General features: G+C 58.1%; 21 protein-coding genes. 18 read left to right on the top strand and 3 right to left on the bottom strand.

Going from position 1 to position 22,963, the window contains the following annotated elements:
- Positions 1-48: 48 nt before the first annotated feature.
- Genes IM267_RS18170 through IM267_RS18160 form a run of 3 tightly spaced genes read left to right on the top strand, consistent with a single transcriptional unit; the run spans position 49 to position 1,800 of the window.
- Positions 49-789: a winged helix-turn-helix domain-containing protein gene (locus tag IM267_RS18170; RefSeq protein WP_193033992.1), complete on the top strand. Its 741-nt coding sequence runs from the start codon at positions 49-51 to the stop codon at positions 787-789.
- 1 nt (position 790) lies between these two features.
- Positions 791-1,264, top strand: coding sequence for a hypothetical protein (locus IM267_RS18165; RefSeq protein WP_063867381.1), 474 nt, complete (start codon positions 791-793; stop codon positions 1,262-1,264).
- A gap of 29 nt (positions 1,265-1,293) precedes the next feature.
- Positions 1,294-1,800 carry a GNAT family N-acetyltransferase gene (locus tag IM267_RS18160; protein ID WP_193033991.1) on the top strand — a complete coding sequence of 169 codons (507 nt, stop codon included), beginning with the start codon at positions 1,294-1,296 and terminating at the stop codon, positions 1,798-1,800.
- Between the two features lie 296 nt (positions 1,801-2,096).
- Here IM267_RS18160 and tsr read toward each other — a convergent pair whose 3' ends face one another.
- Positions 2,097-3,761: a methyl-accepting chemotaxis protein gene (gene tsr / locus IM267_RS18155; protein ID WP_063450753.1), complete on the bottom strand. Its 1,665-nt coding sequence runs from the start codon at positions 3,759-3,761 to the stop codon at positions 2,097-2,099.
- Positions 3,762-3,844: 83 nt separating this feature from the next.
- Complete coding sequence (gene hpaR / locus IM267_RS18150; RefSeq protein WP_063867379.1) at positions 3,845-4,285, bottom strand: homoprotocatechuate degradation operon regulator HpaR; 441 nt, start codon at positions 4,283-4,285, stop codon at positions 3,845-3,847.
- 268 nt (positions 4,286-4,553) lie between these two features.
- Between hpaR and hpaG the strand changes: the two genes are divergently transcribed.
- From hpaG to IM267_RS18080, 14 genes are all read left to right on the top strand, one after another.
- Positions 4,554-5,831 (top strand): 4-hydroxyphenylacetate degradation bifunctional isomerase/decarboxylase, encoded by a 1,278-nt coding sequence (gene hpaG / locus IM267_RS18145; protein WP_193033990.1) that lies wholly within the window; start codon positions 4,554-4,556, stop codon positions 5,829-5,831.
- Positions 5,828-7,294 (top strand): 5-carboxymethyl-2-hydroxymuconate semialdehyde dehydrogenase, encoded by a 1,467-nt coding sequence (gene hpaE, locus IM267_RS18140; protein WP_193033989.1) that lies wholly within the window; start codon positions 5,828-5,830, stop codon positions 7,292-7,294. The genes hpaG and hpaE overlap by 4 nt, the downstream gene beginning before the upstream one ends.
- A 2-nt stretch (positions 7,295-7,296) precedes the next feature.
- Positions 7,297-8,148 (top strand): 3,4-dihydroxyphenylacetate 2,3-dioxygenase, encoded by an 852-nt coding sequence (gene hpaD, locus IM267_RS18135; protein ID WP_063867376.1) that lies wholly within the window; start codon positions 7,297-7,299, stop codon positions 8,146-8,148.
- A 9-nt stretch (positions 8,149-8,157) separates the two neighbouring features.
- The gene (locus IM267_RS18130; protein WP_102750119.1) at positions 8,158-8,538 is read left to right on the top strand and encodes a 5-carboxymethyl-2-hydroxymuconate Delta-isomerase; all 381 of its coding nucleotides are present in this window, start codon (positions 8,158-8,160) and stop codon (positions 8,536-8,538) included.
- 106 nt (positions 8,539-8,644) lie between these two features.
- Positions 8,645-9,448: a 2-oxo-hept-4-ene-1,7-dioate hydratase gene (gene hpaH, locus IM267_RS18125; RefSeq protein ID WP_045259529.1), complete on the top strand. Its 804-nt coding sequence runs from the start codon at positions 8,645-8,647 to the stop codon at positions 9,446-9,448.
- A gap of 10 nt (positions 9,449-9,458) precedes the next feature.
- On the top strand, positions 9,459-10,253 hold the full coding sequence (hpaI, locus tag IM267_RS18120; protein ID WP_193033988.1) for a 4-hydroxy-2-oxoheptanedioate aldolase: 795 nt from the start codon (positions 9,459-9,461) through the stop codon (positions 10,251-10,253).
- Positions 10,254-10,274: 21 nt separating this feature from the next.
- Entirely contained in the window at positions 10,275-11,618 is a 1,344-nt protein-coding gene (gene hpaX / locus IM267_RS18115; RefSeq protein WP_193033987.1) for a 4-hydroxyphenylacetate permease, read from the top strand.
- Positions 11,590-12,480, top strand: coding sequence for a 4-hydroxyphenylacetate catabolism regulatory protein HpaA (gene hpaA, locus IM267_RS18110; RefSeq protein ID WP_047363639.1), 891 nt, complete (start codon positions 11,590-11,592; stop codon positions 12,478-12,480). Before hpaX ends, hpaA begins: the two co-directional genes overlap by 29 nt.
- 195 nt (positions 12,481-12,675) lie before the next feature.
- Positions 12,676-14,238, top strand: a complete 1,563-nt coding sequence (gene hpaB / locus IM267_RS18105) for a 4-hydroxyphenylacetate 3-monooxygenase, oxygenase component (protein ID WP_102750121.1) — start codon at positions 12,676-12,678, stop codon at positions 14,236-14,238.
- A 17-nt stretch (positions 14,239-14,255) separates the two neighbouring features.
- The gene (locus IM267_RS18100) at positions 14,256-14,765 is read left to right on the top strand and encodes a 4-hydroxyphenylacetate 3-monooxygenase reductase subunit (RefSeq protein ID WP_003856606.1); all 510 of its coding nucleotides are present in this window, start codon (positions 14,256-14,258) and stop codon (positions 14,763-14,765) included.
- A gap of 282 nt (positions 14,766-15,047) precedes the next feature.
- Complete coding sequence (locus tag IM267_RS18095) at positions 15,048-17,201, top strand: carbon starvation CstA family protein (RefSeq protein ID WP_193033986.1); 2,154 nt, start codon at positions 15,048-15,050, stop codon at positions 17,199-17,201.
- A gap of 96 nt (positions 17,202-17,297) precedes the next feature.
- Entirely contained in the window at positions 17,298-17,501 is a 204-nt protein-coding gene (locus IM267_RS18090; protein ID WP_003856610.1) for a YbdD/YjiX family protein, read from the top strand.
- 10 nt (positions 17,502-17,511) lie between these two features.
- Positions 17,512-18,465 (top strand): GTPase, encoded by a 954-nt coding sequence (yjiA, locus tag IM267_RS18085; RefSeq protein WP_193033985.1) that lies wholly within the window; start codon positions 17,512-17,514, stop codon positions 18,463-18,465.
- Between the two features lie 186 nt (positions 18,466-18,651).
- The gene (locus IM267_RS18080; protein WP_193033984.1) at positions 18,652-20,499 is read left to right on the top strand and encodes a 3'-5' exonuclease; all 1,848 of its coding nucleotides are present in this window, start codon (positions 18,652-18,654) and stop codon (positions 20,497-20,499) included.
- A 78-nt stretch (positions 20,500-20,577) separates the two neighbouring features.
- Here the strand turns inward: IM267_RS18080 and IM267_RS18075 are convergent, their stop codons facing one another.
- Positions 20,578-21,936, bottom strand: a complete 1,359-nt coding sequence (locus tag IM267_RS18075; RefSeq protein WP_193033983.1) for an esterase-like activity of phytase family protein — start codon at positions 21,934-21,936, stop codon at positions 20,578-20,580.
- A 411-nt stretch (positions 21,937-22,347) separates the two neighbouring features.
- Between IM267_RS18075 and IM267_RS18070 the strand changes: the two genes are divergently transcribed.
- Positions 22,348-22,893: a YfaZ family outer membrane protein gene (locus IM267_RS18070; RefSeq protein ID WP_063867357.1), complete on the top strand. Its 546-nt coding sequence runs from the start codon at positions 22,348-22,350 to the stop codon at positions 22,891-22,893.
- The last annotated feature ends 70 nt before the right edge of the window (positions 22,894-22,963 follow it).

Raw genomic sequence — 22,963 nt, 5'->3', positions numbered from 1 at the left:
ATGCCTGTTTTTTTTAATTGAATATCTCTGTTTGTATTACAACAACTTATGAAATACCTGCTTGCTGACGCCCTCGTTTACAACGACGAGGACGGTACCATTGCTCCTGTTAATGCGCCGGACGAGGATGCGCAGATCCTCACCTGTACGGCCAATACCATCCTGAAGCTGCTGGTGAAGCATCACGGGAACGTCGTCGAACGGGAAACGTTCCTCCATGAGGTCTGGGATCGGCGCGGGCTTCAGGGATCCAACAACTCGTTAAACCAGTACATCAGCATCTTGCGCAAAATGCTGGCCAGCCTGCTTCCCGACGTGCTGTTTATCGTCACGGTGCCGAAAACGGGCTTTATGCTCTGCGCGGACGTCACGGTCACCCCGCTGGAGGAAGAGGCGCCGGCGGGCGAAACGGCGAAACCGACATGGCGCGTTCGTCCGGAACTGCTGTTCTGCGGCGCGCTCACGCTGGCGATTGTTGCGCTGTGCGTCTGGATAACGGCCATTAAGCCAGATGCCCCGCAGAGTGAAATTCACCTGCTTACCCATATCGACACGTGTCCGGTTTACACCTTTACGCCGCTGGCAGATGTGTTCCACGACAGGGCGATTGCCCTGGCGCAAAAGCTTCAGCAGGACGGTCATCTCCCGTGCCTGAAAAATTCGATCTTTTACATGCACATTCAGAGAACGCTTTTCTACGGTCACGAAGGGCGGCTGGTGCTATCCCAGTGCTCGCTCACGCACGATAAAGCCAGCGCCTGTCGTACGCTTTACTATTACGAGTGGTGATATGAAACACAAAAAAGTGTGGCTAATACTGGTCCTCAACCTGCTGCTTCTGGGCGCTGCGCTGGCGTGGTATTACTACACGCCCCCGCTGTCGGTGGCCTGCGATGGCAACCTGACCTTCTCCGACAGGCGCGACAACCATGAATTCACGTTCGACGGGGAGATCATAATGCGTTTTCACCCGGATAAAACGGGCTACATCACGCTAAACGGCAACGTCGAGAATGCCCCGAACAGCTGGGAGGTTTCTCGTCAGGAGATGTTTAAATGGCGGCACGTGGAGGGAGAGCTGTATGAAATTATTATTCAAAAAGTGGAGCGCTTCAGCCATGACGCCATGCCGCCGGGGGTATTTGAAAAGTACGTCGCGGGCCTGACGCTGGGGAAAAAAAGGCTCCTGACGATAGAGCGCACGCCGCAGAGCGCGCTGGTGATCAGCAATTTTTACTCGCCGGTGCTGGTTTGCTCGGAGTAATAGCGGTCGCTCAGGCTATACTTCCCGCCATGAACATTGAAATCCGCCCCACAACCTGCGATGACGCAACCGCCCTGCCCGCGATCGAACGCGCGGCCGGGCAGCGGTTTCGCGACGTTCCTGAGCTGGCCTGGCTTGCCGACGGCGACGTAATTTCGGTTGAGGATCACCTCAGCTATGCCGCGCGGGGATTAAGCTGGCTGGCGCTGGCTGACGGGTGCCCGGTGGGCTTTATTCTCGCCGAAGCCCATCCATCATCGCTGTTTATCGTGGAACTGTCGGTTGATCTGGACTGGCAGGGACAGGGGATTGGACGCCGGTTGATTAACCGTGTTGCAGAGTGTGCCCGCGCGTTGGGGCTCGCCTCGCTGACGTTAACGACGTTTCGTGATGTCCCGTGGAACGCGCCGTTCTATGCGCGGCTGGGGTTTGACATGATGACAACGCTGACGCCGGAGCTGCGTCAGAAACGTGAAGAAGAGGCGGCGCACGGTTTAGCGTATGGTTCCCGCTGCGCCATGCGTCTGCCTCTGTAAAATCGCCCGGTGGCGCTACGCTTACCGGGCCTACAAAAAACGCGTTCCGTAGTCGCGATCCCACACCGTAGGCCGGGTCAGGCGCAGCCGCCACCCGGCAACACGCACATCCCGTAGGCCGGGTCAGGCGTAGCCGCCACCCGGCAACACGCACATCCCGTAGGCCGGGTCAGGCGTAGCCGCCACCCGGCAAACCGCACATCCCGTAGGCCGGGTCAGGCGTAGCCGCCACCCGGCAAAACGCACATCCCGTAGGCCGGGTCAGGCGCAGCCGCCACCCGGCAACACGCACGCGATCAGAACGTTTCCCAGTTATCGCCCGCATCTGCGGTCGCCGGTTTACGCGCTATCACCGGTGCGGCAACGCTTTTCGCGGAGGCGAACTCGCGCGCCTTCATCTGCTCCTGCTGGATACGGAACACCGCAACGGCCTGCGTCAGACGGCTCGCCTGCTCTTCCAGTGCCGCCGCCGCCGCTGCTGACTCTTCCACCAGCGAGGCGTTCTGCTGGGTCACGCGGTCCATCTCCGCCACCGCCAGGCCGACCTGGTCGATACCGCGGCTCTGCTCGTCAGACGCAGAGGCAATTTCGCCCATGATGTCCGTCACGCGGGTAACCGCATTCACGATTTCACCCATGGTTTCACCGGCGCTTTCCACCAGCGTTGAACCCACTTCCACCCGGCCAACGGAGTCCTCAATCAGGCTCTTGATCTCGCGCGCCGCCTGGGCGCTACGCTGCGCCAGGTTTCGCACTTCACCCGCAACTACCGCAAAACCACGGCCCTGCTCGCCCGCACGTGCCGCTTCTACCGCCGCGTTCAGCGCCAGAATGTTGGTCTGAAAGGCAATACCGTCGATTACGCTGATAATGTCGGCAATTTTCTGTGAACTGCCGGCGATGTCGCGCATGGTCTGCACCACGTTATCCACCACTTTACCGCCTTTCTGCGCCGTCTCAGAAGCGCTCAACGCCAGGTTGCTCGCCTGACGGGCGTTCTCGGCGTTCTGCTTCACGGTGGCAGTCAGCTGTTCCATGCTGGCCGCCGTCTCTTCCAGAGAGGCAGCCTGCTGCTCGGTACGGGATGAGAGATCGTTATTGCCCATCGAGATCTCGCTCGCGCCGCTGTAAATGGCGTTTGCGCCGTTACGCACGTCACCCACGGTACGCACCAGTTCACCCTGCATATGGCGCAGGGAGTCGGCCAGCTCGCCCATCTCGTTGGAGCCTTCCACGTCGATGCGCTTCACCAGGTCGCCGCTGGCGATATGACGAATGCTGTCGATCAGACGGTTCAGCGGCGATATCAGCGCCTGCTTAATGCCCAACCAGACGGCGACAATCACCACCAGCACGGCAACCAGCACGCTAATCAGCACCCAGATAGCCTGGCGGTAAGAGCTGTTGCTGTCTTCAACCGCGGTCTGGTACAGCGCGTCGTTCTGTTGCAGGTAGGCGACGTACTGCTTCTCAAAGCCGTCCTGATAGCTCTGGGTCGGCTGGTCGAAGAACGCATTGATCTTGCCTGCCCCCAACAGCTGGATCAGCTCGGCCAGCGCGCCGTGGTAGATATCGTAATTACGTTTAATCTCCAGCGCCGCAGCGTCGCTCTGACGCGGGTCGCGCGGCAGCGCTTCGTAATCCGCCCAGTTTTTTTCCGCCTGCTTCAGGGACGCAGACGCAATTTGCATCAGCTCGGCGACGGTAGAGCCGCTGCCGATATTGTTCTGATCCATCATGTAGCGGATACCCGCGCGGTTCAGGGTATTACGGGTTTGCAGCAGCGCCACCCAGCTACCATTCAGGGTGGATTGTTGCTGGCGAATGGTTTGCAGGACGGTGAAATTCTCTTTGTCATGCTTCAGGGCATTGAAGAAAAGACCACCGGACGTGAGTTGTAAAAGGCCAAATATCGCTAAAACCAGCAGTAAGCTGGTGACAATCTTGATTCGGTTTAACATGTTTTCTCTTTCCTCAGACAGATACAGAATATTCGGCCTGGCATGAGAAAACTTTACGAAAATCATCCTGGAATTTAGGGTTTTTACGCTTCGTCCCGCGCGGCGATATGTCGGTTTCCGAGTTCAATAAACTCTTCCAGCAGCGCCGTGAGCTGCTTCATCTTCTCCGGCGTATATTCCGCCTCAATCTGCTGGTACGCCTCTTCCACCTGCGCCTGAGCACGCTGGTACAGCGCGTTACCTTCTTTCGTCAGCGACACGTACAGCTTGCGCTGGTCGTTCACCGGCTTTAAGCGCAGCACCAGACCGTCGCGCTCCATGCGCGTCAGAATGCCGGTCAGGCTCGGGCGCAAAATGCAGGTGCGAAACGCCAGATCGTGAAAATCCATGGAGGGATGCTCGGCCAGCACGCGGACGATACGCCACTGCTGCTCGGTCAGATTATGCTGCTTCACTATCGGGCGGAAGTAGCCCATCGCCGCTTCACGCGCCTGCAACAGCGCGATGGTTAATGAATCATGCATAGCCTTCCCCTTACATCATTAACAAGTAAACAATTCAAAACAGATGCTTTTATCAACAGCACGTTTTTACCTAAAAAGTCTAACAGAAAGAACGCGATTTTTTTAATGCATTGATTCAATGATATATTTACCTGTTTATGTAAATTTATTGTTACTCATATCACAAATTATTCACTTCTGATTGCGAAACGTTCAGCAAAAGCATAAAACCAGATCATTAATATATTAATGAAATCCGCACCGGATATCCGGTCTGAGGAGTATGGGAATGAAAGGTACTGTTTTTGCCGTGGCGCTAAACCACCAGAGCCAGCGTGCTGCCTGGGCAGAGGCGTTTGAAAAAGCCCCCTATAACGCGCCGCCAAAAACGGCGGTGTGGTTTATCAAGCCACACAACACCGTTATCCGCGCAGGCGAACCGATTCCTTTCCCGCAGGGGGAAACGGTGTTAAGCGGTGCGACGGTGGCGCTGGTGGTGGGAAAAACCGCCAGCAAAGTACGCGCTGAAGAGGCGGCGGCGTACATCGCCGGGTATGCGCTGGCCAACGAAATCAGCCTGCCGGAGGAGAGCTTTTATCGCCCGGCCATTAAGGCCAAATGTCGGGATGGATTTTGCCCGCTCGGCGAGCCTGTCGCCGTTGATAGCGTGGACAACCTGACCATCATCACCGAAATTAATGGCCGCGAAGCGGACCACTGGAATACCGCCGATCTGCACCGCAACGCCGTCGAACTGCTGAGCGCCCTGAGCGAATTTGCCACCCTGAATCCCGGCGATGCCATATTGCTCGGCACGCCGCAAAGCCGCGTCGAGATCCGCCCGGGCGATCGGGTACGCATTCTGGCAGAAGGATTTCCTCCGCTGGAAAACCCGGTGGTGGATGAGCGCGACGTCGCCCTTACCCGCACCGCGCCGCCGTACGCCACGCTGTTTGCCCTCGGCCTTAACTACGCCGATCACGCCAGCGAGCTGGATTTCAAACCGCCCACCGAACCGCTGGTGTTTATCAAAGCGCCAAATACCTTTAACGGCGACAACCAGACCTCGGTAAGGCCGAACAACGTTGACTACATGCATTACGAAGCCGAGCTGGTGGTGGTCATTGGCAAAACGGCGCGCAGGGTCAGCGAAGCCGAGGCGATGGAGTATGTCGCGGGCTACACGGTCTGCAACGACTACGCCATCCGCGACTACCTGGAAAACTACTACCGCCCGAACCTACGGGTAAAAAGCCGCGACGGGCTGACCCCCATCAGCCCGCACGTCGTGCCGAAATCAGCGATTCCCGATCCGCACAACCTTCGTCTTCGCACCTACGTCAACGGCGAACTGCGTCAGGAAGGCACCACCGCCGATCTCATTTTCAGCATCCCCTACCTGATTGCGTATCTGAGCGATTTTATGACCCTGCAACCCGGCGACATGATTGCCACCGGCACGCCGAAGGGGCTGTCCGACGTGGTGCCGGGCGATGAAGTGGTGGTGGAGGTGGAAGGCGTGGGCCGCCTGGTAAACCGAATTGTCAGTGAGGAGACTGCAAAATGAAAAAGATTAACCACTGGATCAACGGTAAAAACGTCGCCGGAAGTGAGTACTTCCACACCACTAACCCGGCCTCCGGCGAGGTATTAGCGGAAGTCGCCTCCGGCGGTGAAGCGGAAATTCATCAGGCCGTTGCCGCCGCTAAAGAGGCGTTCCCGAAATGGGCCAACCTGCCGATGAAGGAGCGCGCGCGCCTGATGCGTCGCCTGGGCGAACTGATTGACCAGAACGTGCCGGACATTGCCGCAATGGAAACCGCCGACACCGGCCTGCCGATCCATCAGACCAAAAACGTACTCATTCCGCGCGCCTCGCACAACTTCGAGTTTTTCGCTGAGGTGTGCCAGCAGATGAACGGCAAAACCTACCCGGTCGACGACAAGATGCTCAACTACACGCTGGTGCAGCCGGTGGGTGTCTGCGCGCTGGTGTCGCCGTGGAACGTGCCGTTTATGACCGCCACCTGGAAGGTCGCGCCCTGTCTCGCGCTGGGCAACACCGCGGTGCTGAAGATGTCCGAACTTTCGCCGCTGACCGCCGACCGTCTGGGCGAGCTGGCGCTGGAGGCGGGCATTCCGGCGGGCGTGCTGAACGTGGTGCAGGGCTACGGCGCCACGGCGGGCGACGCGCTGGTGCGTCATCACGACGTGCGCGCCGTCTCCTTCACCGGCGGCACCGCCACCGGGCGCAACATCATGAAAAACGCCGGGCTGAAGAAATACTCCATGGAGCTGGGCGGCAAATCCCCGGTGCTGATTTTTGAAGATGCGGATATCGAGCGCGCCCTGGACGCCGCGCTGTTCACCATCTTCTCCATTAACGGTGAACGCTGCACCGCCGGCTCGCGCATCTTCATCCAGCAGAGCATCTACCCGGAATTCGTCAGGCGCTTTGCCGAGCGCGCCAACCGCCTGCGCGTGGGCGACCCGACCGATCCGAACACCCAGATTGGTGCGCTCATCAGCCAACAGCACTGGGAAAAAGTATCCGGCTATATCCGCCTCGGCATTGAAGAAGGCGCAACCCTGCTGGCGGGCGGCCCGGACAAACCGACCGACCTGCCCGCGCACCTGAAAGGCGGCAACTTCCTGCGCCCGACGGTGCTGACGGACGTCGACAACCGCATGCGCGTGGCGCAGGAGGAGATCTTCGGGCCGGTGGCCTGCCTGCTGCCGTTTAAGGATGAAGCGGAAGGCCTGCGCCTGGCGAACGACGTGGAGTACGGCCTGGCGTCATACATCTGGACCCAGGACGTTAGCAAGGTGCTCCGTCTGGCGCGCAACATTGAAGCGGGCATGGTGTTCGTGAACACCCAGAACGTGCGCGACCTGCGCCAGCCGTTTGGCGGCGTGAAGGCCTCCGGCACCGGGCGCGAAGGCGGCGAGTACAGCTTTGAAGTGTTTGCGGAGATGAAGAACGTCTGCATCTCCATGGGCGACCATCCGATTCCAAAATGGGGGATCTGACAATGGGCAAGCTAGCGTTAGCGGCAAAAATCACCCACGTGCCGTCGATGTACCTTTCCGAGCTGCCGGGGAAAAACCACGGCTGCCGCCAGTCGGCCATCGACGGGCATAAAGAGATCAGCAAGCGCTGCCGCGAGCTGGGCGTGGACACCATCATCGTGTTCGACACCCACTGGCTGGTAAACAGCGCGTACCACATCAACTGTGCGGATCATTTTTCAGGCGTCTACACCAGCAACGAGCTGCCGCACTTTATCCGCGACATGACGTATGACTATGACGGCAATCCGGAGCTCGGGCAGCTGATCGCCGACGAAGCGGTGAAGCTCGGCGTGCGCGCCAAGGCGCACAACATCCCGAGCCTCAAGCTGGAGTACGGCACCCTGGTGCCGATGCGCTACATGAACGCGGATAAGCACTTCAAAGTGATCTCCATCTCCGCGTTCTGCACGGTTCACGATTTCGCCGACAGCCGCAGGCTGGGCGAGGCCATCGTCAGCGCCATCGAAAAGTACGACGGCACCGTGGCGGTGCTCGCCAGCGGCTCGCTGTCGCACAGGTTTATCGACGACCAGCGCGCCGAGGAAGGAATGAACAGCTACACCCGCGAGTTCGACCGCCAGATGGACGAGCGCGTGGTCAAGCTGTGGCGTGAAGGCCAGTTTAAAGAGTTTTGCAGCATGCTGCCGGAGTATGCCGACTATTGCTACGGCGAGGGCAACATGCACGACACGGTGATGCTTTTGGGGATGCTCGGCTGGGACAACTACAACGGCAAGGTGGAGTTTCTCACCGAGCTGTTCGCCAGCTCCGGCACCGGCCAGGTTAACGCCGTTTTCCCGCTGCCCGCGTAAGGAGTCGTTATGCCGCACTTTATTGCTGAATGTACCGACAACATCCGCGCGCAAGCCGACCTGCCGGGGCTGTTCGCCAAAGTGAACGAGGCGCTGGCTGCCACGGGGATCTTCCCGCTCGGCGGCATCCGCAGCCGCGCCCACTGGCTGGACACCTGGCAGATGGCGGACGGTAAGCATGATTACGCCTTTGTGCATATGACGCTAAAGATCGGCGCGGGCCGGAGCCTGGAGAGCCGTGAAGCCGTGGGAGAGATGCTGTTTACGCTGATCAAAACCCATTTCGCGGCGCTGATGGCGGAGCGCTATCTGGCGCTGTCGTTCGCCATGGAAGAACTCGATCCGACGCTCAACTACAAACAAAACAACGTACACGCGTTGTTTAAGTAGACATCTTTTTCGCCCGGTGGCGCTTCGCTTACCGGGCCTACAACGGCTCGAACGTAGGCCGGGATCGCTACGCGCCACCCGGCAACAGCCGCACAAAGGATACGCCATGCTCGACAAACACACCCATACCCTGATCGCCCACCGCCTGCATCAGGCGGAACAGTCCCGGGAGCAGATCCGCGCGATCTCGCTGGAGTACCCGGAGATCACGATTGAAGACGCCTACGCCGTACAGCGCGAATGGGTGAGCCTGAAAATTGCCGAAGGTCGCGTGCTGAAAGGCCACAAGATTGGCCTCACCTCGAAGGCGATGCAGGCCAGCTCGCAGATCAGCGAGCCGGACTACGGCGCGCTGCTGGACGACATGTTCTTCCACGACGGCAGCGACATCCCCGTTGACCGCTTTATCGTCCCGCGCATTGAAGTGGAGCTGGCCTTCGTGCTGGCAAAACCGCTGCGCGGCCCGAACTGCACAATCTTCGACGTTTACAACGCCACGGACTACGTGATCCCCGCGCTGGAGCTGATCGACGCCCGCTGCCACAACGTTGACCCGGAGACCCAGCGACCGCGCAAGGTGTTCGACACCATCTCCGACAACGCCGCCAACGCCGGGGTGATCCTCGGCGGTCGTCCGATTAAGCCCGACGCGCTGGATCTGCGCTGGATCTCCGCCCTGCTCTATCGCAACGGCGTGATCGAAGAGACCGGCGTCGCCGCTGGCGTGCTTAATCACCCGGCGAACGGCGTGGCGTGGCTGGCGAACAAGCTCGCGCCGTACGACGTGCAGCTTGAGCCCGGACAAATCATCCTCGGCGGCTCGTTTACCCGTCCGGTTGCCGCCAGCAGAGGCGACACCTTCCATGTTGACTACGGCAACATGGGCTCCATCAGCTGTCGCTTTGTGTAAGGAGGCGATCATGCAAAACGCATTCAAAGCGGCGCTAAAGGCGGGCCGTCCGCAAATCGGCTTATGGCTGGGGCTGACCAGCAGCTACAGCGCCGAGCTGCTGGCCGGAGCCGGTTTTGACTGGCTGCTGATCGACGGCGAGCACGCGCCGAACAGCGTGCAGACCGTCCTGACCCAGCTCCAGGCCATCGCCCCTTATCCCAGCCAGCCGGTAGTGCGCCCGTCGTGGAACGATCCGGTGCAGATCAAGCAGCTGCTGGACGTGGGGGCGCAAACCCTGCTGGTGCCGATGGTGCAAAACGCTGACGAGGCGCGGCTGGCGGTAAGCGCCACCCGCTACCCGCCTGCGGGCATTCGCGGCGTCGGCAGCGCCCTGGCACGCGCGTCGCGCTGGAACCGCATCCCGGACTATCTGCATCAGGCTAACGACGCCATGTGCGTGCTGGTGCAAATCGAAACCCGCGAGGCGCTGAAAAACCTGCCGCAGATCCTGGACGTGGAAGGGGTGGACGGCGTGTTTATCGGCCCGGCGGATCTGAGCGCCGACATGGGCTTTGCCGGCAACCCACAGCACCCGGAGGTGCAGGCCGCCATTGAGCAGGCGATCGCCCAGATCCTCAGCGCGGGTAAAGCGCCCGGCATCCTGATGGCGAATGAACAGCTGGCGAAACGCTATCTCGGCCTCGGCGCATTGTTTGTGGCGGTCGGTGTGGATACCACCCTGCTCGCCCGCAGCGCCGAAGCGCTGGCGGTCCGCTTTACCGACGTCACCACAGCAGTTGATAACAATAAATCCGTCTACTAAACGTACGATGTGGAGCGCAACATGACGACCTCAACCCTGCATAATAAAGATGTAGAACATCGCGCAATCAATAAGCTGTTCCGTCGTTTGATCGTGTTTCTCTTTATCCTGTTTGTTTTCTCGTTTCTCGATCGCATCAACATCGGCTTTGCCGGTCTGACGATGGGCAAAGATCTGGGCCTCACGTCGACCATGTTTGGCCTGGCCGCGACGCTGTTTTACGTCACCTACGTGCTGTGCGGGATCCCCAGCAACATCATGCTGGCGAAGGTCGGCGCGCGCCGCTGGATCGCCGGGATCATGGTGGTGTGGGGCATCGCCTCCACCTGCACTATGTTCGCCACCAGCCCCGAAACGCTTTACGTCCTGCGCATGCTGGTGGGCATTGCGGAAGCCGGTTTCCTGCCGGGGATTCTGGTCTATCTCACCTGGTGGTTTCCGGCCTATCACCGCGCCCGCGCCAACGCGCTGTTTATGATCGCCATGCCGGTGACCATGATGCTTGGCTCGATCCTCTCCGGGTATATTCTGGCGATGGACGGGCTGTGGAACCTGAAGGGCTGGCAGTGGCTGTTTCTGCTGGAGGGATTGCCGTCGGTGGTGCTCGGCGTAGTGACCTGGTTTTACCTCAACGACACGCCGGATCAGGCCACCTGGCTGGATGAAGACGAAAAGCAGGCGCTGAAAACGATGATCGCCCGCGAGCAGGAGGTTGCCATCGCCCAGGCCGTCACGCCGCGATCGACGCTTCGCGAGGTGCTTACGCCCGCCGTTCTGCTCTACACGCTGGCCTACTTCTGTCTGACCAATACGCTGAGTGCGATCAACATCTGGACGCCGCAGATCCTGCAAAGCTTCAACACCGGCAGCAGCAATATCGTGATTGGCCTGCTGGCGGCGATCCCGCAGTTTTGTACCATTCTCGGGATGATCTGGTGGAGTCGCCGCTCCGACAGGCTGAAAGAGCGAAAAAAGCACACCATCCTGCCGTACCTGTTTGCAGCGGCGGGATGGATGCTGGCCTCCGCGACGGATCACAGCCTGATCCAACTGCTTGGCATCATCATGGCCTCAACCGGATCGTTTACCGCCATGGCGATATTCTGGACCACACCGGACCAGGTTATTAGCCTGCAATCCCGCGCGGTGGCGCTGGCGGTGATCAACGCCATCGGCAACGTTGGATCCGCCGTCAGCCCGCTGCTGATTGGTATTCTGCGCGACGCGACCGGCAGCTTCAGCTCCGGGCTGTGGTTCGTGGCGGGTCTGCTGGTGGTCGGCGCGCTGGTGCTGACGCGCATCCCGATGACGCAGCGGGTTCAACAGAGGAACGAGCATGTGCCAGAGCCCTATCGCCAACATTGATATCAGCAAGGAGTACGACGAAAGTCTGGGCACCGACGACGTGCACTATCAATCGTTCGCCCGCATGGCGGCCTTTTTTGGCCGCGACATGCAGGCGCACCGTCACGACCAGTATTTTCAGATGCACTTTCTCGACACCGGGCAGATTGAGCTCCAGCTCGACGACCACCGCTATTCGGTGCAGGCGCCGCTGTTTGTGCTGACGCCGCCGTCGGTGCCGCACGCGTTTATCACCGAATCCGACAGCGACGGCCACGTGCTGACGGTGCGCGAGGATCTCATCTGGCCGCTGTTAGAAGTGCTCTACCCCGGCACGCGGGAAGCGTTCGGCCTGCCGGGGATCTGCCTGTCGCTTGCCGACAAGCCTGACGAGCTGGCGGCGCTGAAGCACTACTGGCAGCTCATCGCCCGGGAATCCACGGCACAGCTGCCGGGCCGTGAGCATACGCTGGTCCTTCTGGCGCAGGCGGTCTTTACCCTGCTGCTGCGCAATGCGAAGCTCGACGACCACGCGGCCAGCGGCATGCGCGGCGAGCTGAAGCTGTTTCAGCGCTTTACCCAGCTGATCGATACCCACTATCACCAGCACTGGACGGTACCGGAATACGCCAGCGAACTGCACCTCACCGAATCCCGCCTGACGGACATCTGTCGCCGCTTCGCCAACCGCTCGCCGAAACGGCTGATCTTCGACCGGCAGCTGCGCGAGGCCAGGCGCCTGCTGCTGTTTTCCGACAGCGCGGTCAGCGAGATTGCCTGGCAGCTGGGATTTAAAGATCCGGCCTATTTCGCCCGCTTTTTCAATCGCCTGACGGGCTGCTCGCCCAGCGCGTATCGGGCGCAGAAAGTACCGGTTTCCTGAGCGCATCGCGGTATGTAGGGCGGGTAAGCGCAGCGCCACCCGCCAAAAACCCGCACAGATCACAAATTCCAATCCCGCCCGAAAAGTACCCGCCGTTGTCCTAATCGTCCCTTCACGTTCCGCCCCTCTCACGCTTCAATTAAACAACAAAAACAAAACATTAATTTAACAACCATCTTCCGATACGAGGTCCCTATGAAGCCTGAAGATTTCCGCGCTGATGCCAAACGTCCGTTAACCGGCGAAGAGTATTTAAAAAGCCTGCAAGATGGCCGTGAGATTTATATCTACGGCGAGCGCGTTAAGGACGTCACTACCCACCCGGCATTTCGCAATGCGGCGGCGTCTATCGCCCAGATGTACGACGCCCTGCACAAGCCAGACATGCAGGATACGCTGTGCTGGGGCACCGACACCGGCAGCGGCGGCTACACCCACAAATTTTTCCGCGTGGCGAAAAGCGCCGACGATCTGCGCCAGCAGCGCGACGCCATCGCCGAGTGGTCGCGCCTGAGCTACGGCTGGATGGGGCGCACGCCGGACTACAAAGCGGCGTTCGGCTGCGCGCTGGGCGCGAACCCTGCCTTCTACGGTCAGTTCGAGCAGAACGCCCGCAACTGGTACACCCGCATTCAGGAAACCGGCCTGTACTTTAACCACGCCATCGTCAACCCGCCGATCGATCGCCATAAGCCGGCGGACGAGGTGAAGGACGTTTACATCAAGCTGGAGAAAGAGACCGACGCCGGGATCGTTGTCAGCGGCGCGAAGGTGGTGGCGACCAACTCGGCGTTGACCCACTACAACATGATCGGTTTTGGCTCCGCGCAGGTGATGGGCGAAAACCCGGACTTCGCGCTGATGTTCGTCGCCCCCATGGACGCCGAAGGGGTGAAGCTGATCTCCCGCGCCTCGTACGAGATGGTGGCAGGCGCGACCGGATCCCCGTATGACTATCCGCTCTCCAGTCGCTTCGACGAGAACGACGCCATTCTGGTGATGGATCACGTGCTGATCCCGTGGGAAAACGTGCTGATCTACCGCGACTTCGACCGCTGCCGTCGCTGGACGATGGAGGGCGGCTTCGCCCGCATGTATCCGCTTCAGGCCTGCGTGCGCCTGGCGGTGAAGCTCGACTTCATCACCGCCCTGCTGAAAAAATCCCTGGAGTGCACCGGCACCCTGGAGTTTCGCGGCGTGCAGGCGGATCTCGGCGAAGTGGTGGCGTGGCGCAACATGTTCTGGGCCTTGAGCGACTCCATGTGCTCCGAAGCGACGCCGTGGGTGAACGGCGCGTACCTGCCTGACCACGCGGCGTTGCAGACCTACCGCGTGATGGCGCCAATGGCCTACGCGAAGATCAAGAACATCATCGAACGCAACGTGACCTCCGGGCTGATCTACCTGCCGTCCAGCGCGCGGGACCTGAACAACCCGCAGATCGACCAGTATCTGGCGAAGTACGTGCGCGGCTCCAACGGGATGGATCACGTCGAGCGCATCAAGATTTTGAAACTGATGTGGGACGCCATCGGCAGCGAGTTTGGCGGTCGCCACGAGCTGTACGAGATTAACTACTCCGGAAGCCAGGACGAGATCCGCCTGCAATGCCTGCGTCAGGCGCAAAGCTCCGGCAACATGGACAAGATGATGGCGATGGTTGACCGTTGCATGTCCGAATACGACCAGCACGGCTGGACCGTGCCGCACCTGCACAACAACACTGATATCAACATGCTGGATAAGCTGCTGAAATAGCGCAGCGGGAGGTTTCAATGCAATCTGAAGAACGCCTGCGTTTTCGCGACGCGATGGCCAGCCTGTCGGCGGCGGTCAATGTGGTCACCACCGAGGGCGACGCTGGTCGCTGCGGTATTACCGCCACTGCGGTCTGTTCGGTAACGGATACCCCGCCCTCGGTCATGGTCTGCATCAACGCCAACAGCGCCATGAACCCGGTCTTTCAGGGCAACGGCAAACTGTGCGTCAACGTGCTGAACCACGAGCAGGAGATCATGGCCCGCCACTTTGCCGGGATGACGGGCATGGCCATGGAGGAGCGCTTCGCGCTCTCCTGCTGGCAGAAAGGCCCACTGGCGCAGCCGGTGCTGAAAGGCGCGCTGGCAAGTCTGGAAGGGGAGATAACCCAGGTGCAAACTATCGGCACCCATCTGGTCTATCTCGTGGAAATAAAAAACATCATTCTCAGCAGCGAGGGGCACGGCCTGATCTACTTCAAACGCCGTTTCCATCCGGTGATGATGGAGATGGAAGCCGCAGTTTGATCCCGTTGCACAAAAAGCGCTGCGTTTCCGCACAGGCGTGAACGGCCACGCCCGAAGCGCCAGATTATCCTTAGTGATCTCAATCACATATTTCTTTCCGCCGGGGGTGAGCCTTAACCACTCGCCCCCGCTTTCGACCGCTCACGCATCGCTTTCAACCACTCACCCATTTACCGTGCTTTACGCGCGCGGGGATCTGGCACGATCGCTCCAGCATTAATCAATACCTCCTCACAACGAACCCTGACCCTTTTTTCTTTACATAAAAAACCAGGTCTTACTATGGATACTAAAAAACTACTCAAGCACGTGCCCTGGGCCTTACTCGGGATCCTCGGTGCTTTCTGTCTGGCGGTTGTCGCATTGCGCCGGGGCGAGCACGTCAGCGCCCTGTGGATCGTGGTCGCGTCGGTTTCCGTCTACCTTGTGGCTTATCGCTACTACAGCTTATACATCGCGCAAAAGGTCATGAAGCTCGACCCGACGCGCGCCACCCCTGCGGTCATTAACAATGACGGCCTGAACTACGTGCCAACCAACCGCTACGTGCTGTTTGGTCACCACTTTGCCGCCATTGCAGGCGCGGGTCCGCTGGTCGGCCCGGTGCTGGCCGCGCAGATGGGCTACCTGCCGGGCACGCTCTGGCTGCTGGCGGGCGTGGTGCTGGCGGGGGCGGTGCAGGACTTTATGGTGCTGTTTATCTCCTCGCGCCGTAACGGTTCGTCGCTGGGCGAGATGATCAAAGAAGAGATGGGCCGCGTGCCGGGCACTATCGCCCTCTTCGGCTGCTTCCTGATCATGATCATCATCCTCGCGGTGCTGGCGCTGATCGTGGTGAAAGCGCTGGCCGAAAGTCCGTGGGGTGTCTTCACCGTCTGCTCGACCGTACCGATTGCGCTGTTCATGGGCATCTACATGCGCTTCCTGCGCCCGGGCCGTGTGGGTGAAGTGTCGGTCATTGGTATCGTGCTGCTGGTCGCCTCGATCTACTTCGGCGGCGTGATTGCGCACGACCCGTACTGGGGCCCGGCGCTGACCTTCAAGGATACCACCATCACCTTCGCGCTGATCGGGTACGCGTTTATCTCCGCCCTGCTGCCGGTGTGGCTGATTCTGGCTCCGCGTGACTACCTGGCAACCTTCCTGAAAATCGGCGTGATCGTCGGGCTGGCGATCGGGATTGTGATCATCAACCCGGAGCTGAAAATGCCGGCGGTGACCCAGTACATTGATGGTACCGGTCCGCTGTGGAAAGGCGCCCTGTTCCCGTTCCTGTTTATCACCATCGCCTGCGGCGCCGTTTCGGGCTTCCATGCGCTGATCGCTTCCGGCACCACGCCGAAGCTGATGGCCAACGAAACCGACGCGCGCTTTATCGGTTACGGCGCGATGCTGATGGAGTCCTTCGTGGCGATCATGGCGCTGGTAGCGGCGTCGATTATCGAGCCAGGCCTGTACTTCGCGATGAACACTCCACCGGCGGGTCTTGGCATCACCATGCCAAACCTGCATGAGATGGGCGGCGAAAATACCGCGCTGATCATGGCCCAGCTGAAAGAGGCCAGCGCACACGCGGCGGCAACCGTCAGCTCCTGGGGCTTCGTGATCTCGCCTGAGCAGATCATGCAGACCGCGAAAGACATCGGCGAACCGTCCGTGCTGAACCGTGCCGGTGGCGCGCCGACGCTGGCGGTAGGTATCGCACACGTGTTCCACAAAGTGCTGCCGTGGGCGGACATGGGCTTCTGGTACCACTTCGGTATTCTGTTCGAAGCGCTGTTCATCCTCACCGCGCTGGATGCCGGTACTCGTGCAGGCCGCTTTATGTTGCAGGATCTGCTGGGCAACTTCGTGCCATTCCTGAAGAAAACCGACTCTCTGGTGGCGGGTGTTCTGGGTACGGCGGGCTGCGTAGGCCTGTGGGGTTACCTGCTGTATCAGGGCGTTGTCGACCCGCTGGGCGGCGTGAAAAGCCTGTGGCCGCTGTTCGGCATCTCAAACCAGATGCTCGCAGCCGTAGCTCTGGTGCTGGGCACCGTTGTTCTCGTGAAGATGAAACGCACCGAATACATCTGGGTGACCGTGGTTCCTGCGCTTTGGCTGCTGCTCTGCACCACCTGGGCGCTGGGTCTGAAACTGTTCAGCACCAACCCGCAGCTGGAAGGCTTCTTCTTCATGGCAAACCAGTACAAAGAGAAGATTGCCGCAGGCGGCGCGGATCTGACCGCGCAGCAGATTGCCAACATGAACCATATCGTGGTGAACAACTATACCAACGCGGGTCTGAGCATTCTGTTCCTGGTGGTGGTGTACAGCATTATCTTCTACGGCATCAAAACCTGGATGAAAGTGCGCAACGCCGATGGCCGTACGGATAAAGAGACCCCGTACGTGCCAGTGCCGGAAGGCGGCGTGAAGACCTCTTCACACCATTAAAAAAATGGCGGGTGGCGCTACGCTGACCCGCCCTACAACGGTACTGTAGGCCCGGTAAGCGTAGCGCCACCGGGCTTTGTCTTATCAGGATGCATTATGTTTGGTAATTTAGGCGAAGCGAAAAAATACCTCGGTCAGGCGGCGAAGATGCTGATTGGCATTCCGGACTATGACAACTACGTTGAGCATATGAAGACCAACCATCCGGATAAGCCGTACATGACCTACACCGAATTCTTCCGCGAGCGTCAGGAAGCGCGCTATGGCGGAAGTGGAGAAGGCGGCGTCCGCTGCTGCTAAAGGAGAGACCATGACCCCGATTGCCGTTACCCTGCTGACCGGTTTTCTCGGCGCAGGCAAAACCACCCTGCTGCGCCACATCCTGAACGAGCAGCACGGCTTCAACATCGCCGTGATCGAAAACGAGTTCGGTGAAGTCTCGGTGGACGACCAGCTGATTGGCGATCGCGCCACGCAAATCAAAACCCTGACCAACGGCTGTATCTGCTGCACCCGCTCTAACGAGCTGGAAGACGCCCTGCTGGATCTGCTCGACAGCCGCGATCGCGGCGACATCGACTTTGACCGTCTGGTGATCGAATGCACCGGCATGGCCGACCCGGGCCCGATTATCCAGACCTTCTTCTCTCATGACATTTTGTGCCAGCGCTACCTGCTGGACGGCGTCATCGCGCTGGTGGATGCGGTCCACGCCGACGAGCAGATGAACCAGTTCACCATCGCCCAGTCTCAGGTTGGCTACGCCGACCGCATCCTGCTGACCAAAACCGACGTGGCGGGCGACAGCGAAAAACTCCGCGAGCGCCTGACGCGCATTAACTCGCGCGCGCCGATTTACACGGTAACGCACGGCGATATCGACCTGTCACAGCTGTTCAACACCAACGGCTTTATGCTGGAAGAGAACGTCACCACGAAACCGCGCTTCCACTTTATGGGAGACAGGCAAAACGACGTGGCGTCGATAGTGGTGGAGCTGGATTACCCGGTGGATATCAGCGACGTCTCCCGCGTAATGGAGAACCTGCTGCTGTCGTTTGCCGACAAGCTGCTGCGTTACAAAGGGATGCTGTGGATCGACGGCGAGCCAAACCGCCTGCTGTTTCAGGGCGTACAGCGCCTGTACAGCGCCGACTGGGACCGCCCGTGGGGCGATGAAGCGCCGCACAGCGTGATGGTGTTTATTGGAATACAGCTGCCGGAAGAGGAGATTCGGGCAGCGTTTGCGGGGCTGAAAAAGTAAATAGCCACTCCCTTGTCCGCGCGAAAGGGAGCGTATTTTTCTGAGGCAGATTTGCTCGTATCGCGCTTTCTGTTTGCCATATTGTCTGTTAATGTCCTTAATAATAACAAATCATGCTTCAATTAATATTGTCTGAAATATTAATTGAATGGGATTATATAATTTTCATGAATTGGTAGGCGTATTATGGCAATCATTATTCCCACAATCAGCAGCTGTAGTGAGAAGATAACGGCCGGAGAAAAAAGGCTGGCAAGGCTTCTGGAGGGTGGGCTCAGCGGACAGTGTACCTGCTGGTACGACACCCGAATGGGAGACAGGCAAGAGCATCCTGACTTTGTGATTCTGGCACCCGAAAAAGGTTTGTTGTTTATTGAGGTGAAAGACTGGTTTATCACGAAAATAAAATCCGCGAATAAAACGCATATTGATTACGAGACCAAAAACGGCATTGAGCCGCTGAAAAACCCGCTCGAACAGGTTCGACAATATACCTTCCACATCATCGACAGCCTGAAGAAAGATCCTCTGCTTCGCCAGCAGCAGGGTGATTATGAGGGCAGTTTTATCATGCCGTACGGATACGGGGTGTACTTGAGCAATATCACCCGGGCGCAGCTGGAAAAGAATTTTACACCCGACGAGCTGAATGAAATATTGCCCGCCAGCCAGGTGATTTGCAAAGATGAACTCACCGAGTTTATGACCCGAGAGCAGATCTCCGCCCGGCTCGAATCCCTTCTCAGACATCGCTTCGTTCATCATACTACGCCACAACAGCTCGACCGCATTCGCTGGCATCTTTATCCCGACGTACGCATTAACGCGTCCGTGACGCGAGTCGATCTGGATCATTTTACCTTCCATACTCCCGATGTGGTTTGCATGATGGACAGGAATCAGGAGCAGCTGGCCCGAAGCATGGGAGCCGGACACCGGGTTATTCACGGCGTGGCAGGCTCCGGCAAAACGCTTATTTTGCACCACCGCTGTATTGAACTTGCCAACAACATTGAAAACACTAAACCGATACTGGTGATTTGCTACAACATTACGCTGGCTAAAAAGCTGAAAGCGCAGCTCGAACAGCACAGCCTCAGGCTTCCAGTCGAAATTACCCATTTCCACGCCTGGTGTTATCAGCAATTAAAAGCGCATCGGCGTCTGCCACCTAAGAGCAAAAACTTTATTGAACTGATGGAAAATGCGCTGACGGAGGCATTTGAAGAGGGAGCGATCAAACCGGAGCAGTACAGCGCCGTTTTGATAGATGAAGGACACGATTTTAAGCCGGAGTGGCTAAAGATCCTCGCCAAAATGCCGGACAATAAAGATAGCTCCTTGCTTTTCCTGTACGATGATGCTCAGTCAATTTATCAGAAAAAGAAAGCGCTCGATTTTACCCTGTCCAGCGTCGATATAAAGGCTCAGGGCCGCACAACTATTCTGGATACCAATTATCGCAACACCCGGCAAATACTCCATTTCGCCAGCAGCGTAGCATTTAATTATCTCAATAATCACATAGAAGCTTCCCTCAAATACCAGCAGCCTGCCGCAGGAGGATTGTCCGGGAAGTATCCGGCGCTTGCCAGTTTTGATAATCAGGACGAGGAGATTACACGCGTCCTGGATTGGGTCACAGAGCAGCGACAGCAGGGTGTTCCATGGTCGGAAATTGCCATACTGTGCCCCTCAACCTACAGCATTTCAGGCATGCTCGCGCCAAGGCTTGAAGCCCGTAAGATCCCATACCAGATGATTGTCTCCAGCGATGATAAAAAGCACTGGTCTCCGCAGAATGATTACCTCTGCGTCATGCCGCTGCCCAGCAGCAAGGGGCTTGAGTTTAACTCGGTCGCCATTATGGATGCGGCAAAGGAAAGGGAAAGTGAAGATCTGAGTGACGATATCAAGCGCCTTTACGTCGGCTTTACCCGCGCGCGACAGAATCTTTTGGTAACAATGCACGGGACCGGAAGCCTGCGAGATCATCTGGTCGAAACCTGGGAAAAGAGCGTTAAGACGATTTAGCTGTCCAATAAATGTCTGCCCCGAACAATCCCCTCTCCCCTTTGGGGAGAGGGCTAGGGTGAGGGGTAAGCCCTGGTATTATTTCAACGCCTCCGGCAGCGTCACAATCCACAATTCGCTGTCAGATTCCGGCTTCTTCAGCGGCTTCACGCTGAGCGTGGTCTCCACCGGTTTGTCATCCAGCGTCAGCTTGCCTCCCGCGTTTACCCGATAATCCTTCAGCTTCTTGCCGTCGACCGGGTTCTGCATCGCGACCTTCACGCCAAAGTCGTTATCGTTCGCCACCGCAAGCGTTTTGCCGTCTATCAGTGCCAGTCCTTCGGCCTTTTCCTGCTGCCAGCCCAGCGCGCGCAGATCGACCACCTGCGTTTTTGCAGCAAGGGTAATGCCGCGCTGCGCCAGCGTTTTCTCATCGTCAAACTCCGGGTAGTCGCCCGGCTTGTCGAAGGCGGTCAGGTCGCTCGCTTTGCTCAGATCCACCTTGTAGATGAGGTTACGCATTGCGTCGTTTTTATCCTCACCCTGTTCAATCAGCAGGATAGTATGATTATCCAGCGCCACGATATCGCCGATTTTAGCGTCGCTGTTTTTGCTGTAGGCTGCGCTGTCAACGGGGTAACCGTACATCGCGGTTTTCCCGGTCGCCGGATCGAAGCTAACCAGACGCGTAAACAGCGCCTGCTTTTTGCTCTTACCGTCGATATCCAGCGTGCTTTGCACGGCGGCGATAATGCGCCCGTCCGGCATCCGGGTCAGGCCCTCAAAACCACGGTTCGCCTGGCGCCATTTGATGATGTTTGGCAGACCGCCCGCAATGGATTTCTCCCCTTCCGTCGCCTGCGGGCCGTGGATCGCGAGAATTTTCCCTTTGCTGTCGATATTGATCAGGAACGGACCATACTCATCGCACAGCCAGTAACCGCCCTTCCCGTCCGGCGTGATGCCTTCCGTATCCAGCCCGCGGTTATCGCCTTTGAGCACGTTTAAGGTGTCGCTGAACGCCACTTCATTGGTCGAGCCAATCACGCCGCTTTCCAGCGGCAGGCCGTTAATCTCGCCTTTATCATCATGCAGCGGGCGAGCATCGACGGCCTCCGCTTTGCCGTTCTGCACGCGGATGGTCATCAAGAGCGGAGCGAAATCCGGCGTAACAAAAATTTTGGCTTCGTTTTTGCCCTTCTTTGGCGCGTCGGCGTTTGGACCGCGATCGGTCACGGTCGCGAAGGTCAGGGTATCGCCCTGCTTGCCGGTGAACAGCAAACCAGAACCCACCCCCACAGGAAGCCCGTTCGGAAACGCGCTGGCAAACGCACCGCTGTATTTAACATGCGATCCTTCGGGGAAGCTGACGACGTAGCGCTCCGCGGTTGGCTGTTCCGCCAGGGCAGAGAAAGAGAGCACACAACCGATTAGCACAGGAATGATTTTTCTTTTCATATTGTTAGCACCCAGTAAGCGAAGCCAACAACGTAATGAAGAAACGTGTCAGAAAAATGACATGTAACGACAGCGGATCGGCAAAGAAATACGTATAGCAATCACCAGAAATGTAAACCTCTGTCTTTATCTGTGACAGCTGAAATATTTTTGGAAATTATTAGAAACTTAATTAATTCACCTCAAACGGCTTTCTTCGCCTCGTTCATTAAACGTTTAGCCAAAAATATAAACTTTCCCTAAACGCGAATGGAATGGGGATTGACGATTTGCTATAAAAACATCTCATCAACATTTAAGATTAAAAAACCCAACAAAAACAGCATAAAACTGCGATACACATCACATTTGCAGTCATAAACATCCCTTGTTAAGGTGCCCTCAGATTAATTTGATGACGAGGAAACACTCATGAAAAAGCTTAACGTTCTCATCCTTTCTGCTCTCACCGCCGTATCGGGCTCCGCACTGGCAATGGGCGGCAGCATTGAGCAGGGTAAAAACTTTACCAACCTGAATGTGGAAATGGGCAAATCTACCTCTGGTCTGTACACCGAAGGTAACTGGCTGAAAAACACCGACGACGGCACCACGACCGGTGGCGTGGGTGCAGGCTACAACTTCGAGGTCGGCCCGGTGATGCTGAACGCAGGCGCTAAGGCCCTCTACGTTGGCCCGAAGAAAGGCGATAACGGCGTGGCGTTCCCGGTCGGCGGCGGTGTGAACGTTGCCCTGACCGACAGCATCAAGGTATTCGGTGAAGGCTACGTTGCGCCAGACGGCCTGAACAACAGCGTGAAGAACTACGTTGAAGCTAACGGCGGCGTAAGCTGGACCCCGGTCAAACCGGTTACGCTGAAAGTGGGCTACCGCCACGTGAGCGTTGATGGCAAAGACGGTCGTCCAAACCACACGCTGATTGACGGCGCATATGTTGGCGGCGGCGTGTCCTTCTAAGACTGATTGCCCGTTTCGCCCGGCAGCGCTACGCTTGCGCGGGCCTACAATGAAGGGTGCAATAAAGTAA

The sequence above is a fragment of the Enterobacter cloacae complex sp. P15RS genome (assembly GCF_014895905.1).
GTDB lineage: Bacteria > Pseudomonadota > Gammaproteobacteria > Enterobacterales > Enterobacteriaceae > Enterobacter > Enterobacter quasihormaechei.
The sequence above is the reverse complement of the archived record's forward strand: the minus strand, read 5'-3'. Positions and strand labels throughout refer to the sequence as shown.